The following is a 16,359-nucleotide window of genomic DNA, read 5'->3' as shown; positions in this document are numbered from 1 at the left end:
AAAATAAGGCAGAGACAATATTAAATTGCCCTGCCTAACGTGCATGGAATAAATTCCTGCTTCTGAAAGCGTAATTTATAAAAATATTTAATCTTTTACTTGACTTTTAACACAGCACCTTGGGTTAGTATTCTCGCACCAAAAAAAACTAACACAGGGTTTCAACCCTGGGTGCAACAAGGCTCAGTAATTCCAGGGCTTTAGCCATTGCAGTATCAATCCCGAATATCAACATAACATTTCTTAACACACACCTAACACCGCCATACGCAAAATACACTACTTTCGCGACTGGTTCCAAAAACCTGATGGTAGAAATCGCCACATGATGACTTGTATTAACAGTTAAAGTTTATTGAAATGAAAAAAAGTATTCTGGCATTTGCCATTTCGCTATTTTGCCTGATCTCAGTTGAAGGTATGTCCCAAGATAAAACAAGAGTTATCGCCCATCGCGGCGCATGGAAAAATACGGGTGCCACAGAAAATTCCATAGCGGCCCTGGAGCACGCCATTAAGTTGGGCTGTTATGGCAGCGAGTTTGACGTGCATATGTCGGCAGATTCTGTACTTTTTGTTAACCATGATCACACAATTCAGGGGACCGATATAGAAAAAGCCACTTCCGGGGAACTATCAAAAATAAAATTGGGTAACGGTGAAGCCTTACCAACGCTTGAAGCTTATCTGAAAACGGGAGGAAAACAGAAGAAAACGCGTTTGATTCTGGAAATCAAAACTTCTTCCATCAATAAAGAGCGTTCTCTGGCTTTGACAAAAAAATGTGTTGAAATGGTAAAAAATCTGAAAGTTGAAAAGATCACAGATTATATCGCTTTTGACTATGATGTTTGTCTGAAAGTAAAAGAGCTGGCCCCAAAGGCACATGTGGAATACTTGAATGGAGATAAAACACCGGCAGAAATTTTAGCTGCGGGTTTATCAGGAATTGATTACCATTATTCCGTTTACAAAAAGAATGAGCATTACATCGAAGAAATGCACAAGGAAAAGCTGACAACCAATGCCTGGACTGTCAATGATAAACCGACGATGCAATGGTTCATTGACAAAAAAGTGGATTTTATTACCACCAACGAACCTGAACAATTGCTTGAATTATTAAAATAAAAATATTCAAAAACTAAAAAGAGCAGCGTTATCAATTGGATATCGCTGCTCTTTTACTTTCTCATTAAATGAGGTTATAAATTCATTCCACCTGACGCTTCAATTCTTTGCGCGTTGACCCAACCTGCTTCTTTTGAACAAAGAAATGCTACGACACCGCCAATATCTTCCGGCTGTCCTACTCTACCAAGTGCCGTAATAGCGTTCATATGCTCCTCCATTCCTTCATGGGAAGCAAAGGCACGTTTAGTAAAATCGGTATGGATGATTCCGGGAGCGACCACGTTGGCGGTGATCCCACGGTGACCCAATTCCTTTGCAAGGTATCGGGTAAATACCTCAATGGCACCTTTCATGGAACCATAAGCCGCGTAACCGGGAGTTGCAAACCGGGCCAAACCACTTGACAAGTTGACAATCCTACCACCATCTGCCAGCAAAGGCAAAGCTTTTTGAGTAAGGAAATAAACACCTTTGAAATGCACATTAACCAGTTCATCAAAATCCTCTTCTGTGGTATCAGCAAAGGCAGAATAACGGTCGATACCTGCATTGTTGATCAGGAAATCGAAAGTTTCACGACCCCATTTTTCCTTTAATAAAGTTGCGACGGTGTCAAAAAATCCTGTGAACGCTTTGGTATCAGCAACATCAAGCTGGATAGCAGCGGCAGATCTGCCAAGTTTTTCTATTTCAGAAACTACTTCATTGGCTTCATTTTCATTGGTACGATAAACGATGATAACGTCGTTACCTTTTTGCGCCAAAGTAAGTGCCATATTTTTTCCAAGTCCTCGGCTCCCACCAGTTACAAGAGCAATTTTATTTGTCGATTCCATATCTGTTTTTGTTTATATTTTGATAAAACAAAGGTACATGCGTATGAAATTCTAAACATTGCAGATTTCAAATCAGGAATTACAAAAATCAAATCTATGCTCTAAAAGATTTCGGTGTCAGACTGGTATGTTTTTTAAACAGATTATTAAAATGGGCAGGTTCTTCAAATCCCAGACTATAAGCGATCTCTGAAATATTCCAGTCCGTATGTTTCAGCAAGATTTTGGCTTCCTGCACAATCCTATCCAAAATGAGTCCTGTGGTAGTTTTTCCAGTCACTTCTTTCAAAACCTTATTCAGATAATTCACATGAATTGATAATTGATCTGCATAGTCTTTAGCCGATCTAAGTTTCAATTTCTGATGTGGAGGTTCAACCGGGAACTGTCTTTCAAGTAATTCCATAAACAAGGAAGATACCCGGCGAAATGCGTTTGTTTCTGTATTTAAAGCAGAAACAGGCTGCAACTTTTGTCCGGTATGGATCAGTTCCATGACATAATTCCGGATCAGGTCATACTTGTAAGCATAATCCGATTCCAGCTCACGAATCATTTTATTGAAAATTACTTTCACCTCATCCATCTGTTCATCAGTAAGAAAGAAGATAGGATTTCCGCCTGGTTGAAAAACCGGCATATCAGGAATTACAATGCCTGTATTACTTTGCACAAAAAAATCCTCTGAAAAAATACAGAAAATCCCAGTCTGGTTATCGTCCAGTGAATGATAATTGTAGGGAATTTGCGGCGTTGCGAACAGCAGCGCATTTTTTTCAATCTCTATCACCTTATCCGCATACTCTGCCCGGTTTCTCCCGATGATCAAACTTATTTTATATAAGCTCTGCGGTTATATGGCATTTTTATTTGCTTTGCGCCAAATATTTCCTCGGTTTTAAACACATTAAAGTGACCGATTTCCTTCTGTATCCTTTCCGGAATAAGCAGAGAGGCCTCTTTGTAAAAATCCTGTAAGTTCGTAAGTTCTGGCATGAGTCAAAATTACGAAATTCAAATCTGTAATAAAATAAATTTAATTTTTAGATAACTTCCTGACAACGCTTTTTAAATTTTCGATTCTGCTTTCTGTGACTGGATGTCTGTCTAAAAAATCAGATACATTTAATTCTTCCTGTTTTTTATAAAGTTGTTCCAGCGTTTCCGGTAAAATGTTCGCCTTGTATCCTGCACCAATCAAATATTTCAAAGCCAGTTCATCCGCTTCGCTTTCTTCATTTGCGTTGAACGTTATTTTTAGAAGATCGGAAAGGTATTCCGGGATTTGATTGGAATTTAATTCCCGCGAGGTATCGGTTGAATCGCTAAATTCTCTCAAAATATTAAATCCCGCCAATTTCTCAGCACTGTGCCGGCCTATTACATGACCGATTTCATGACTTAAAACAGCAGCAATTTCACTTTCCGTTTTTAGAAGTTTGAACAATCCTTTTGTTATAAAAACCTGTCCGCCGGGGAGAGAAAGAGAGTTAACAATTTGCGAATCAGAAAGCACATGAAAATCAAATTGAAATGGGGATTTGCTTACCTGCTTTACCGCCACCAATTTCTGACCAATGTTTTTTACTTTATTTTGAATCTCAATATCAGCATCAAGTCCGCCATATTTCGCTGCCATATCCGGCGCACATTGCAAGCCAAGTGTTATTTCTTGTTGAACAGTCAAGGTAATATGCTGCTTTTTTCCGGTTACCGGATTGATCTCCGTTTTTCTAAAAAATAGAAAACAGGAAACAAGCAGCATGATGGTAACCAGAATAATCGCTATTGCGTATTTACGGTTTTGGCTGATCAAGAGGAATTATTTTAAAAATTGATTGAAATAAAAATTGGTGACAAACATGTCAGCGGGATAAAATGGATTCATTTCCAGTGGATTAAAAATCTACGGCAATGGTTTTATAAACGAAAAGTCCTGCGTTTTGCACAGGACTTTTCGTTTATACTGTTCTTATAATCAGCCAATTTTTGCGGTTTGCAATTGACCGTTGGTTTCCCGCCATGCGCGTATTACTTGTGTTAATTGTTTGTATTCGATCAAAAATCCGTCGTGCCCGTACAGAGAATCAATTTCCTGAAAAACTGCGTCAGGAATATGTCTTGCCAAAAACTGTTGTTCAGAAATTGGAAAAAGTAAATCTGATTTTATACCTAAAACAAGAGTTTTGGCTTTTACAAGTCCTAATGCATGCACAATTCCGCCCCGGTTTCTTCCAACATTATGTGAATCCATAATCTTGGATAGCGTCCAGTAAGAATATGCATTAAATCTTTTCACAAACTTGTCACCCTGATACTGCTGATAAGATGACGCGCGGAAATCGTCGATCTGATCGGGATTATCGCGGGCCTGGGTAAAGTTATAAGTGTCATAGTTCCGGTAAGAAAGCAAAGCCATGGAGCGTGCTGCCCGCATACCCATTTTCCCGGAATCTTCATGATCTTCTTTCCAGGTCTGATCCGCTTCAATGGCCATTCTTTGTGATTCATTAAAAGCAACTCCCCAGGGCGAATGCAAGGCATTGGAAGCAATCAAAATCATTTCTTCAAAAAGATCCGGAGCTTCAACCGACCATTCCAGAGCTTGCTGCCCACCCAGCGATCCGCCAATGCACAATTTAATTTTTTGTATGTTAAGCTCCTGACGAAGAATTTCCAGCGTCCCTACAACATCCTTTACCGTAATGGTAGGAAAATCCCGGAAATAGGGTTTCAGTGTTTTTGGATTGATTGACAACGGCCCTGTGGAGCCATATGCCGATCCGAGAACATTCACACAAATAATAAAATCCTTTTCAGAATTGATGTACTTTCCATCACCAACCAACCCGTCCCACCATTCGGCAGCATCAGAATTGCCGGTCAGGGCATGACAAATCCAGACAATATTATCATCCTCCGCATTTCTGGTACCGTATGTTGAGTACGATAATTCAAAACCTGGTAGTTCACGACCCAATTCCAAAGGATAGGAATAAGGATATCTAAAAATCTTATGTTCCGCTTGCATACGTGCCAAAGCACTAAATTTAAATACTAAAACTATTAAAAATCAGGAAGTTACATCCGAATTCCTGATCACATCATCACTTCGCAGCTTCGAAAGCCTGCTGAAGATCTGCTTTTATATCATCAATATGTTCAATCCCAACGGATAGACGTAACAAACCGGGTGCAACGCCGGCCTGCTCCTGCTCTGCTTCCGAAAGCTGGGAATGTGTTGTACTTGCCGGGTGAATAATCAGTGTTTTAGAATCACCAACATTTGCTAAATGACTTGTCAGTTTCACAGAATTCACGAAAACATCTGCTGCTTCTTTTCCTGCTTTTAGTTTGAAAGAAAGCACAGATCCGGCTCCGCGCGTAAGATATTTTTCAGCCAGTGCTTTGTATTTATTACTGGCAAGGCCAGGATATTTCACAAATTCCACATCCGGATGTCCTTCCAGCCAGGTTGCCAAAGCCAATGCATTTTCACTTGCACGTTCCACGCGAAGTGTAAGCGTTTCCAGTCCTTGCAATAACAAAAAGGAATTGAACGGACTTTGAGATGGTCCCCAGTCGCGAAGACCTTCCACACGTGCACGAATAATAAACTGAATATTCCCGAATGGTCCGTTTTTACCAAAAACATCATTCAAAACCAGCCCGTGATAACTTGGAGAGGGCTCGGTAAATTGTGGGTATTTTCCATTTCCCCAGTCAAAAGTTCCGGCATCAACGATCACCCCGCCCATAGTAGTACCATGTCCGCCGATCCATTTTGTGGCGGATTCAACAATAATATGTGCTCCCCATTTAATCGGCTGGCAAATAGCACCACCGGCACCGAAGGTATTGTCAACAATAATCGGCAAATCGTATTTAGCCGCAAGGGCAGAAAAAGCTTCAAAATCCGGAATGCTGTAACTCGGGTTACCAATCGTTTCCAGATAAATCGCTTTTGTTTTATCATCAATCAACTTTTCAAAACTTGAAACATCATCGCCGTCCGCAAAACGTGCTTCAACACCGATATTTTTGAAGGAGTTCTTAAACTGGTTGAAACTTCCTCCGTATAAAAATGAAGTAGAAACAAAGTTGTCGCCTACCGTTGTGATATTATTAATGGCTAAAAATTGCGCGGCATGGCCCGAGGCAACACCCAAAGCTGCAACTCCGCCTTCCAACGCTGCCAGTCTTTTTTCAAAAACATCCGTTGTCGGATTCATGATCCGGGTGTAAATGTTTCCGAATTCTTTCAATGCAAACAGGTTCGCACCGTGTTCTGAGTTATTGAAAGTATAAGACGTTGTCTGATAAATGGGAACAGCGCGGGAATTTGTAACCGGATCCGGTTCCTGGCCTGCGTGCAGCTGAAGTGTTTCGAATTGATAAGATGAGTCTGACATACTTTTTTGAAATGTTTATTTGTGCGGCAAATATTAACTGACTACAAAAAATTCAGGAAAACGGGCAAAAAACCTCATCAGAAAAACCATATGGAAATTCTGTTGAGAAGCTTTGCTTATCAATTGGAGATACGAGGATAAAGCCCTCCGGCTTGCGGAAATAGTAATTAAGTTCATGCGCGTTTGATTTTATATCTCCTAAAACAGCTTAGGTAGGAATTAGCACCTTTCTCCAACGCCGGAGTAGGTTGCCAGAGGTTCATAGAGCCTATTCTCTCGCCTCTTCTTTATAAATCAACCGCTAATTAGTGAAGCAAATTGACTTGATAATGCAATATTAAGCCCGGAAGCCGGGAAAAACAAATATCGATGCCAAATTTTAGTCAAACCTTCCATCGCTCACGAATTCGTCACACCGGTTTTACACTTTTTCAGCATTCTTTTCTTTTACCCTTCCGGCGTTCCTCCCTTTGTTCTATCTTTGTATAAAGTACGTTCCCTATGGCAATACATTATCGTTTCGACAAAGAAAAATCTTCCCGAAAACCGGGGATTACTCCGCTTAAAGAAGCGATTGATATGATGATTGACCGTTACAAACTGAGAAGCCGTTTTGATCAGTCGTATGTTGTGGCACATTGGGACAAAATTATGGGAGCCGCCATTGCTTCCAGGACAAAGAACATTTACATAAAAGACAATATTCTCTTCCTCCAGATTGAATCTGCTCCGTTAAGAAACGAGCTGGTTCGCGCAAAATCTAAAATCATCGAATTGATTAACCGTGAAATGAAATCTGACCTCGTGAAAGATGTAGTTTTTGTTTAGGAAATCATATCAACATCATCCGAAAAATCAACCACCAGACGCATACCAAAACTGCGCACTCACTTAATATGCCCACGATACAAATTCCACCATTTTTACAGCCAGGTGATAAAATTGGGATAGTTGCGCCCGCCAGCGTGGTCCGATATGAAGATCTGCTTCCCGGAATTAGCTTATTTCGCGATGAATGGAAACTTAATGTTGTTGAAGGAAAAACTTTAAAATCTTCCTTTAACCAATTTTCTGCAACGGACGAAGAGCGTCTGGCTGATTTACAGGCCATGCTGGACGATCCGTCGATCAAGGCCATTATTGCAGCCCGCGGAGGATATGGTTGTTCAAGAATAATTGACAGGCTTGATTTTACTGATTTTATAAAATCTCCAAAATGGATTGTTGGATTTAGCGATCTAACAGCGATTTTGTCACAATTATATCAGCTTGGTTATGCCAGTGTTCATGCTCCTATGACAAAATCTATCATGCAGGAAGGTGGAGAAACAGCGGCAGAATCACTGAGATCGATACTTTTTGGTGAACTGCCCGGATATTCTGTTGAGCCAAATCCCCTGAATAGAAATGGCAGTGCTGTCGCAGAAATTGTAGGCGGAAATTTATGTTTGCTGGCTCATTTGATCGGCTCCAATACTCAGATCGATACAGAAGGCAAAATACTTTTCATTGAAGATCTTAATGAATATTTATATAATCTGGACAGGATGATGATCCAGATGAAACGTGCCGGAAAACTGAGTCATCTGGCCGGTTTGATTGTCGGGCAATTTTCAGATATGAAAGATAATACGAATCCTTCTTTTGGAAAAACTGCCTATGAAATCATTCATGAACACGTTGCGGAGTACGATTATCCCCTGACGTTCAATTTCCCAATTGGCCATGTGGCGGATAACCGGGCTATTGCTGTTGGCATGAATGCTTATCTTGATGTGAACAAAGAAGGCGTGGAACTCCACTTTTTATCCTCCGCTCCTACCATTATATAAAGTTGAATTTTCAGCATGGATACATTTCAAAATAAAGTAGTCTGGATTACGGGTGCATCTTCCGGAATCGGAGAAGCCATAGCCATGGCCTTTGCAAAGGAAGGTGCGAAACTGGTTTTGACAGCAAGAAGAAAAGAAGAACTGGAACGTGTAAAAATAGCGACGGGCTTACCGGATTCTTCCGTTTTAATTCTCCCCTTTGACGTAACTGAATTCGAAAAAGCCGAAGGCGCAACTGCCGAAATCATTGCCAAATTTCAGAGAATTGATATCATGGTACATAATGCCGGTATCAGTCAGCGTTCATATATTAAAGATACCGATCTTGACATTTATAAGAAATTGATGGATGTTAATTTTTACAGTACCGTGGCCATTACAAAAGCTGTTTTGCCTCATATGATCAAACAGCAAAGCGGACATTTCATCGTGATCAGCAGCGTGGCAGGGAAAATCGGGACGATTATGCGGTCCGGGTACAATGCTTCCAAACATGCATTACAAGGTTTTTACGATTCTCTTCGTGCGGAATCTTACAACGACAATATCAAAGTAACTACGATTTGTCCGGGTTATATCCGAACCAATGTTTCTGTTAATGCGATTAATGAAAAAGGCGAGAAATTTGGTAAAATGGACTCTAACCAGGAAAAAGGAATCGCCCCGGAAGAATGCGCCAGACAAATTTTGAATGCTGTTAAAAAAGATAAAAAGGAGATTTATATAGGCGGATTTAAGGAAGTTGCTGCGATTTATTTGAAAAGATTCTTGCCAGACTTATTATTTGATCAGGTTAGAAAAAATATTCCAGAATAATTGTTAAGGATTAATTGCCCGGAGACTTTAAGTTTTTTCAACCTTGCATTCTTCAAAATGTGTAGTATTCCGCCCTTTTTGCTTGTAAGTAGACAAGATTGAAAAACAGAGACAATTAATCGAATTGTGGAATTGCGATTAACTGTCTCTGTTTTTATAAACTTCCAACAAGTTTTCTAGTTTTAAGGTGAAAAGAAAATTACTTGATGATTTTGATACAGTCAGACAACTTAATGACCTACCGCCTCTATCAACCGCTTTCCCGCAATCGAATTAAAATACCATTTCTCGTCATAAATAGACGAGAATAATATTCTATACTGGATATTTCCTTTATCCATTTCATCACGAAGCGATTGAGCTCCCGGGCCTGACAGCTTGATCCAATTAAATTGCTCGCCGGGAGAAATCACACGCCCCTTCCATAGACTGGAAAAAATGCGGGAAGTGACTGTATCGTTATTGATCAATGCCCTGATCAGAGCACTTTCATTTTCCACTTTTCCCTTCTTATACCAAATTTCCAGCTTCTCAACTTTTGCTAAGCCAACACCTTTATTACTAACTTCCAGCGCATACTCCGGGGTTTTATCTTCGGAAAAGTTAGTGATTGAAACCATCAAATAAGGTAACGCACCAGCATAATGCTCTACCCGCTGTAGGTAAACCTGATAGAGCGTTATACCTATTGCGCAAAAGCTGGAAACCACCGCCAGAATGCTTAGAGAAGTTTCTAAACTAAAAGGAAATTTTTGGAACCGAGAAGCCATGTTGTTGAAATTCAGACAAAATTTTTGAAACAAGCTATCTATTTAATATTACAATAATATTTATTTCTTCGTTTTCTTCTCCATATAATCCACCGTTAATCTACTCAGCGAGCGAACACCCAGCAACATTCCGCTATCATCGATATAAAAATCAGGTGTATGATGAGCTGAGGCAGTCAGCGGATCTTTTCCTACCGGCATTCCACCTAAAAAGAAGAAAAAGCCAGGTACTTTTTGCTGGAAGAAAGAGAAATCTTCTGCTCCGGATGCGGCCGGAACCAGTTTTACATTATCCTTCCCGGCAACATCCTTTAACGTACCGATCATTTCTTCTGTCAACGGAATATCATTGTAAGTTACCGGATAAAGAATTCCGATTTTAACATCTGCTTTGGCACCTGCACTTTCGGCAATATTGGTAGCGATTTCAGTAATTCGTTTGTGAACTTTCACATGCATATCTTCATCAAAAGTCCGGATGGTACCGATCATTTTTACTTCTTCCGGAATGATATTCTGACGAATACCGCCATTGATCGCGCCAATTGTCACAACCGCCGGTGCTTTTGTAAGATCAAGATTTCGGCTGACAATCGTTTGCAAACCCATTACAATTTGTGAAGAAGTTACAATGGGATCCACACCCGACCATGGATATGCGCCATGTGTTTGTTTTCCTTTCACATCAATACTAAAAAAATCAACCGCGGCCATTGTTGCACCAGGCTTATAGCCAATTTTTCCAACTTCTGTTTGAGAGTTAATATGCAGACCGAAAATTGCATCCACTTTCGGGTTTTCCAGTACGCCTTCTTTGATCATCAGTTTTGCACCGCCCTCTTCTCCTTCCGGAGCACCTTCTTCTGCCGGTTGGAAAATGAATTTGACAGTTCCTTTCAAATCACTTTTCATGGATGCCAGAACTTCGGCCACGCCCATCAAAATGGAAATATGCGTATCATGTCCGCAAGCGTGCATTACGCCCACTTTTTGTCCATTATAATCCGTTGTAACGGTAGATTTAAAAGGAACATCCACGCGTTCAGTCACAGGCAAACCGTCCATATCTGCCCGCAGTGCCACAACCGGACCAGGTTTTCCGCCTTTTAGTAAACCTACAACACCGGTATGTCCCACACCCGTCTGCACCTCAATGCCCAGACTTTTTAAATGTGCGGCGATTTTCTCTGCCGTTTTAAATTCACGGTTTCCTAGTTCAGGATTTTTGTGGAAATCACGGCGCCATTCGATAACCTTAGGTTCCAGTGCTTTCGATTTCTGGTCAATTTTTGCACTAAGCGGGGATTGAGAAAAGGAAGTAAATCCAGCAAAAGTCAAGCTGGTGAGAAGTAAAAGCCTGCGCATAATAAGAGTGACGTTTATAAATTAGGTAGAAATAATTCTTTACTCATCCAAAGTAATCAGAAATTATGATTTTTCCGATTTGATCAGATCGAACGAGCACAAATCTTATTTCGGAGAAAACACCCTTATACGTTGTAATAGATAAAGTAAATATTATTTTTGTAACAAAAGTTATTTTCATTTTAGCACAATCTTAATCGTTACTGTATGAGGAAGTTTCTATTATCACTATTGGGTATTTCACTGCTGCTTAGCCATCAGCTTTATGCCCAGAATGTCACCGTAACCGGAAGGGTTACAGCAGACGACGGCTCCACACTGCCGGGAGTTAATATTGCTGTCAGATCAACAACAAACGGCACAACGACCGACGTCCAGGGGAATTACAGCATACAGGTGAGCCAGGGCGCTACATTGATATTCAGTTTTATAGGTTTCGGATCAAAGGAAGTGGTTGTCGGCAACCAGTCTGTTATCAATGTAATACTAGCCGCCGGGCCTAACCAATTGAGCGAAGTTGTCGTGACAGCTTTGGGCGCTGTCCGGGAAAAACGGTCACTTGGATACGCAGTTTCAGATTTGAATGGCGACCAGCTTGCCAAATCCGGAGAAGCCAATATTGTACAAAGCCTGGCCGGTAAAACTGCCGGGGTTATTGTTACAGGCTCATCTGGTTTGCCGGGTGCTTCCAGTAAAATTGTTTTACGAGGTCCTGCAACATTTACCGGTGAGCAGCAGCCTCTTATCGTCGTGGATGGTGTTCCTATCAACAACGAAACTGTCACTTCTTCGGCAGGCGATTATCCATTCAATGCCAATTTGGGTGGTGTAAATAACTCAAACCGGGCACTGGATATCAATCCTGATGATATTGAATCTGTCACCATTTTGAAAGGACCGGCCGCTTCTGCCCTTTACGGAGCCCGCGCCGGAAATGGCGCCATTCTGTATACTACCAAAAGAGGCAAAAAACAAAAAGGTATAGGCGTGACAGTTAACTATCGTCTTGAACTTTCAGACGTCAACAAATTACCTGAGCTGCAAAAAGAATATGCACAGGGAACAGGTGGCAATTACTTAACAGCAGATCCAGGGCCGGATTTAAGACATGGGACCGATGATGACGTTTCTTTGGGAACAGCCAGCAGCTGGGGACCAAAAATCTCTTCCGATCCATCTTTGAAAGCATACGACAATCCTGGTAACTTCTTTAAAACCGCCGTTTCTCATAATACTAACGTAACACTTTCCGGCGGGAACGATAAGTCGTCTTTCCGTTTGTCTCTGGGAAATCTGACACAAAACGGTATTATTCCAAACACGGATTATAAGAGAAACTCAGTCCGTTTGACTGCGGACAGTTATCTGACTGATAATTTCAAGGTGGGTGGAACTGTGAACTATATCAATTCGGGCGGGATCAAATCCCAGAACGGAAGTAATGTGGCAGGAACCATGCTAAGCCTTTTACGGACGCCGGCTTCTTTTGATATCAGGCAATATAAATATGATAATGGTTACAACAGGACCTATTTCTCTGCTTATGACAATCCTTTGTATTCAGCTTATGAAAATCCTTTCAGAGACGAAATCAACCGTGTTTTAGGAAATATCTATTTGAACTATCACCACAATAAATATTTTGACGTAACCTATAAACTGGGCGTCGATTCATACTCCGACCGTCGCCAGCAGATTTATGCGATCAGCTCGAATGGTGATGACAACTCGGTTGGTTATGGCCAGGTTAATTTTGATAATGTGAATAGTCGTGATATTTACGGGGATTTGATTTTCCGTGGAGAAGTAAAAGCTTCCGACAAATTTGGTATCAATTATACAGTAGGTCACAATGTTACCTCTGCCAATTTCTACGATAATTTCCAAAGAGGCCGGAACCTGACCGTTCAGAATTTCTATAATCTTGGAAATGCTTCTGAACTTTATGCTTCCAACGATACGCAGCGGAAGTTTACCACGGCGGTATTCGGACAGCTGGATTTTGATTATGCAAGTCAGTTTTATGTATCGCTTACCGGAAGAAATGAATGGTCTTCAACTTTCGGGAAAAGCAAAAACAATTTCTTTTACCCATCGGCAAACGTTTCCTGGGTTTTCAGTGAATTGTTCAGTTCAGATATTGTCAGTTTTGGAAAGTTACGCTACGCATATTCAGAAGCCGGTATATCCCCATCCGCTTACAGAAATCAGACTTATTTTGGTAAACCATCTTTTACCGACGGATTTACAAACGGTTTGAGCTTCCCTTATAACGGCGTTAACGGTTACTCTTACTACAACCAGATTGTTGGAAATAAGAATCTTAAACCGGAACGTGTGATCGGGAATGAAATCGGGTTGAATATGAAATTTCTGAAACAACGTTTTGATTTGGATCTTACGGTTTACAACCAGAAAACGGAGGATATTTTACTGGACAGACCCACGGCACCCGCATCAGGTTTTACAGCAGAATATACCAACTCAGGCCAGTTGCGCAACCGCGGTGTGGAAGTAATGATCTCTGCCAATGCAGTAAAAACGCAGAATTTCAGCTGGGATATCAGTTTAAACTGGTCTAAAAACGTAAGCAAAGTTTTAAAACTGGCCGAAGGCGTACAGGAATTAAGTCTTGAAAATGCGTTCACAGGTATAGGCGGTTATGCCATTGTTGGAGAACCGCTGGGTGTGCTTTATGGTACAAAATGGCAGCGCAATGACAAGGGAGATCTGATTATTGGTTCAAACGGAATTCCATTACAACAAGCTGCGCAGGGAAATATTGGAAATCCATATCCAAAATGGCTTAGCAATTTACGCAACACATTTACTTACCGCGGCATAAGCCTCACTGCCCTGATCGATGTCAGACATGGCGGAGCAATCTGGAATGGAACCTATGCACGTCTGAACCGTATCGGTGTGACCAAAGAATCTGCTGACCGTGAGAGAACTTACGTCATACCAGGTGTTACCGCAAGCGGTGAAGCCAATACAAAAGAAATTACAGCACTGAGTTATTTCAGCAGTTATGTTGGTGATGGCGGTGCGGCGGCAGAACAATTTGTGGAAAACGTTAACTGGTTCCGTTTGCGTGAAGTGGGTTTGAGCTACCGTTTCAAATTCAAGAAATATGTCAATTATGTTGATGTCTCTTTCACAAGCCGCAATTTATACCTCAATACAAACTACAAAGGTGTAGATCCGGAAACGAGCTTAACGGGTGCCGGTTCCAACTTGCAGGGCTTTGATTACTTCAATAACCCAGGTAGCAAATCTTATATTTTCGGCGTAAACATCGGATTTTAATTTCCACAAAGCATTGTAACTATTATGAAAAAGATATTAATAACATTTCTTGCCCTGACCGTTGCCGCAACGTCGTGCAAAGATAAATTTGATGAATACGGCGTTAATCCAAACGATCCGGAAACGGTAACGGCCGCTTCGCTTCTGACGGGCGCGGAGGTTTCAACTTTTGCAGCTTATGGCGGACAGCTCGGCCGTGTTTCAAGTATGCTGGTCCAGCAAACTGCCGGAACTTCTGAAGGCTCGCAGACACAGGCTTTTGCAAATTACACCATTACAGAAGCGGATGTAACCAACGAATGGGCCAATTTGTATAATGGTTCATTAAATAACACACTTACACTGATCAATGATTACGGCGCTGAAAATCCTTATTATGCAGGTATGGCGAAAATTCTAACTGCATTGAATATTGGCGTAGCAACGGATCTTTGGGGTGATGTCCCTTATACGGAAGCCATTAAAGCACTTTCCGGAAACTTTAATCCAAAATATGACAAACAGGAAGATGTGATTAAAAGCATCCAGACATTGCTTGATGAAGCGATTGTCGCGCTAAGCACAGCGCCAACAGCCAATAAATTTATTCCCGGCGCGGACGATCTGATTTTTGGAGGTAATACCAAAAACTGGATTAATGCAGCCTATATCATCAAGTCGCGTTATGCAAACCGTTTGAGCCAGAGTGATCCTTCCGGAAGTGCCACAAAAGCATTGGAATATCTTGCCAAAGTAGATTCGTCTGCCAGTGACATGAATGCAATGTTTTACAATACCGGAAATACCTACAATCAGTGGTACGATTACTATAACAACCGTACAAATTACCTGAAAATGGGTAAATTTTTTATTGATTTTATGGCGACAACCAAAGATCCCCGTTTGCCATTTTTTGCTACGCTTGATGAAGACGGAAAGTATTCAGGCACACCTGTGGATGATCAGGACCAGACTACTACTTCGGATCCGGGACCAGCCATTGCTTCTGCTGATTCGCCGATTCCATTGGCTACCTATACGGAAGCTAAATTTATCCAGGCAGAAGCGCAGTTAAGATTAGGCAAAACGGCAGAGGCTGCGGCAGCTTACAACATTGCCGTTACTTCATCTGTTAAACGTGTAACGGGAAGCACCATCTCAGCTGATTTTGCCAAAACAACTGCCTCTGAAACTGCCTCGTCTTTGACCTTGGAGAAACTGATAACTCAGAAATACGTTGCGCTTTTCACACAGATTGAACCATATAATGATTTCCGCAGAACAGGTTTTCCAAAACTTACAGCAAATCCGAATTCATCAAAACAGCAGATCCCGCTACGCTTACCAACTTCACAGGACGAACGGGTTAACAATCCGAATGCAACTGTGGTGAGTGATATTTACACGCCGGTTTGGTGGGATAAGTAGTATTATTCAAAGAATTGAGCAAAAACAAACGAGTTGCTTCCAAATGACGAGGCAACTCGTTTGTTTTTATACTAACCCGGAAAATTATCTATGAAATAAGAAATAAGTAAAATATTTTATCAATGCTATGCGAACCAAATAAAATTCCGTTTTAGTCCTCAAAATGTAACTATAAACGATGTTATGGTTAACAATTACTTTACAACCTATATCCATAAACGTAGATTATACCAAATCATCAATATTTCGCCCAATATTTTAAAAATCAGCAACAATTGAATCAGTTCTTATAACAAATTGCAATATTAATCAAGTGATGCTTTCAATCATATATAAAAGTACGTTACCGCCAGTATTGAAAATATTCAATTTAAAAATGTTTTAATTGTATTAACTTTAAAATTCGAAATGTCAGATACATATTGCTAAAAGACAACTTTTAATGAAATAATTGCAGTCAAAATAACATTATGCCAAA

At 40.8% G+C, this 16,359-nt stretch carries 13 protein-coding genes and 1 riboswitch; of the genes, 6 read left to right on the top strand and 7 right to left on the bottom strand.

Going from position 1 to position 16,359, the window contains the following annotated elements; translation table 11 throughout:
* Positions 1 to 360: 360 nt before the first annotated feature.
* Entirely contained in the window at positions 361 to 1,131 is a 771-nt protein-coding gene (locus LXL81_RS28475; protein WP_234651441.1) for a glycerophosphodiester phosphodiesterase family protein, read from the top strand.
* Positions 1,132 to 1,205: 74 nt separating this feature from the next.
* Here LXL81_RS28475 and LXL81_RS28470 read toward each other — a convergent pair whose 3' ends face one another.
* The 5 genes from LXL81_RS28470 to LXL81_RS28450 form a co-directional block, all read right to left on the bottom strand.
* Positions 1,206 to 1,970: an SDR family NAD(P)-dependent oxidoreductase gene (locus tag LXL81_RS28470; RefSeq protein WP_234651439.1), complete on the bottom strand. Its 765-nt coding sequence runs from the start codon at positions 1,968 to 1,970 to the stop codon at positions 1,206 to 1,208.
* Positions 1,971 to 2,064: 94 nt separating this feature from the next.
* Positions 2,065 to 2,799, bottom strand: a complete 735-nt coding sequence (locus LXL81_RS28465; protein WP_310589615.1) for a helix-turn-helix transcriptional regulator — start codon at positions 2,797 to 2,799, stop codon at positions 2,065 to 2,067.
* 207 nt (positions 2,800 to 3,006) lie between these two features.
* On the bottom strand, positions 3,007 to 3,786 hold the full coding sequence (locus tag LXL81_RS28460) for a M48 family metallopeptidase (RefSeq protein WP_234651437.1): 780 nt from the start codon (positions 3,784 to 3,786) through the stop codon (positions 3,007 to 3,009).
* Between the two features lie 162 nt (positions 3,787 to 3,948).
* Entirely contained in the window at positions 3,949 to 5,001 is a 1,053-nt protein-coding gene (metX, locus tag LXL81_RS28455; RefSeq protein ID WP_234651450.1) for a homoserine O-acetyltransferase, read from the bottom strand.
* Between the two features lie 76 nt (positions 5,002 to 5,077).
* Positions 5,078 to 6,382: an O-acetylhomoserine aminocarboxypropyltransferase/cysteine synthase family protein gene (locus tag LXL81_RS28450; protein ID WP_234651436.1), complete on the bottom strand. Its 1,305-nt coding sequence runs from the start codon at positions 6,380 to 6,382 to the stop codon at positions 5,078 to 5,080.
* A gap of 186 nt (positions 6,383 to 6,568) precedes the next feature.
* Positions 6,569 to 6,678, bottom strand: a riboswitch (SAM riboswitch).
* A 205-nt stretch (positions 6,679 to 6,883) separates the two neighbouring features.
* Here LXL81_RS28450 and LXL81_RS28445 point away from each other — a divergent pair.
* The 3 genes from LXL81_RS28445 to LXL81_RS28435 all read left to right on the top strand — a co-directional run bounded on the left by LXL81_RS28445 (position 6,884) and on the right by LXL81_RS28435 (position 9,030).
* Positions 6,884 to 7,210 carry a DUF721 domain-containing protein gene (locus tag LXL81_RS28445; RefSeq protein ID WP_234651434.1) on the top strand — a complete coding sequence of 109 codons (327 nt, stop codon included), beginning with the start codon at positions 6,884 to 6,886 and terminating at the stop codon, positions 7,208 to 7,210.
* A 68-nt stretch (positions 7,211 to 7,278) separates the two neighbouring features.
* Complete coding sequence (locus tag LXL81_RS28440) at positions 7,279 to 8,214, top strand: LD-carboxypeptidase (protein ID WP_234651431.1); 936 nt, start codon at positions 7,279 to 7,281, stop codon at positions 8,212 to 8,214.
* A gap of 15 nt (positions 8,215 to 8,229) precedes the next feature.
* On the top strand, positions 8,230 to 9,030 hold the full coding sequence (locus tag LXL81_RS28435) for an SDR family oxidoreductase (RefSeq protein WP_234651430.1): 801 nt from the start codon (positions 8,230 to 8,232) through the stop codon (positions 9,028 to 9,030).
* 230 nt (positions 9,031 to 9,260) lie between these two features.
* Here the strand turns inward: LXL81_RS28435 and LXL81_RS28430 are convergent, their stop codons facing one another.
* Positions 9,261 to 9,800, bottom strand: coding sequence for a hypothetical protein (locus LXL81_RS28430; protein WP_234651428.1), 540 nt, complete (start codon positions 9,798 to 9,800; stop codon positions 9,261 to 9,263).
* 60 nt (positions 9,801 to 9,860) lie between these two features.
* Complete coding sequence (locus LXL81_RS28425) at positions 9,861 to 11,165, bottom strand: amidohydrolase (protein WP_234651426.1); 1,305 nt, start codon at positions 11,163 to 11,165, stop codon at positions 9,861 to 9,863.
* A gap of 207 nt (positions 11,166 to 11,372) precedes the next feature.
* Between LXL81_RS28425 and LXL81_RS28420 the strand changes: the two genes are divergently transcribed.
* A complete protein-coding gene (locus LXL81_RS28420; RefSeq protein WP_234651423.1) occupies positions 11,373 to 14,474 on the top strand; it encodes a SusC/RagA family TonB-linked outer membrane protein in 3,102 nt (1,033 codons plus the stop codon).
* A 24-nt stretch (positions 14,475 to 14,498) separates the two neighbouring features.
* Complete coding sequence (locus LXL81_RS28415; RefSeq protein WP_234651421.1) at positions 14,499 to 15,881, top strand: SusD/RagB family nutrient-binding outer membrane lipoprotein; 1,383 nt, start codon at positions 14,499 to 14,501, stop codon at positions 15,879 to 15,881.
* The last annotated feature ends 478 nt before the right edge of the window (positions 15,882 to 16,359 follow it).

This window comes from Dyadobacter sp. CY356 (assembly GCF_021440195.1).
Lineage (GTDB): Bacteria > Bacteroidota > Bacteroidia > Cytophagales > Spirosomataceae > Dyadobacter.
This window is presented reverse-complemented; position numbering and strand designations above follow the sequence as displayed.

Bases quoted from the DNA above. Each gene is read 5' to 3' on its own strand.
- LXL81_RS28415 (WP_234651421.1), top strand. From the start codon at position 14,499: ATGAAAAAGATATTAATAACATTTCTTGCCCTGACCGTTGCCGCAACG.
- LXL81_RS28445 (WP_234651434.1), top strand. From the start codon at position 6,884: ATGGCAATACATTATCGTTTCGACAAAGAAAAATCTTCCCGAAAACCG.
- LXL81_RS28425 (WP_234651426.1), bottom strand. From the start codon at position 11,165: ATGCGCAGGCTTTTACTTCTCACCAGCTTGACTTTTGCTGGATTTACT.
- metX (WP_234651450.1), bottom strand. From the start codon at position 5,001: ATGCAAGCGGAACATAAGATTTTTAGATATCCTTATTCCTATCCTTTG.
- LXL81_RS28475 (WP_234651441.1), top strand. From the start codon at position 361: ATGAAAAAAAGTATTCTGGCATTTGCCATTTCGCTATTTTGCCTGATC.
- LXL81_RS28440 (WP_234651431.1), top strand. From the start codon at position 7,279: ATGCCCACGATACAAATTCCACCATTTTTACAGCCAGGTGATAAAATT.
- LXL81_RS28435 (WP_234651430.1), top strand. From the start codon at position 8,230: ATGGATACATTTCAAAATAAAGTAGTCTGGATTACGGGTGCATCTTCC.
- LXL81_RS28470 (WP_234651439.1), bottom strand. From the start codon at position 1,970: ATGGAATCGACAAATAAAATTGCTCTTGTAACTGGTGGGAGCCGAGGA.
- LXL81_RS28450 (WP_234651436.1), bottom strand. From the start codon at position 6,382: ATGTCAGACTCATCTTATCAATTCGAAACACTTCAGCTGCACGCAGGC.
- LXL81_RS28420 (WP_234651423.1), top strand. From the start codon at position 11,373: ATGAGGAAGTTTCTATTATCACTATTGGGTATTTCACTGCTGCTTAGC.
- LXL81_RS28430 (WP_234651428.1), bottom strand. From the start codon at position 9,800: ATGGCTTCTCGGTTCCAAAAATTTCCTTTTAGTTTAGAAACTTCTCTA.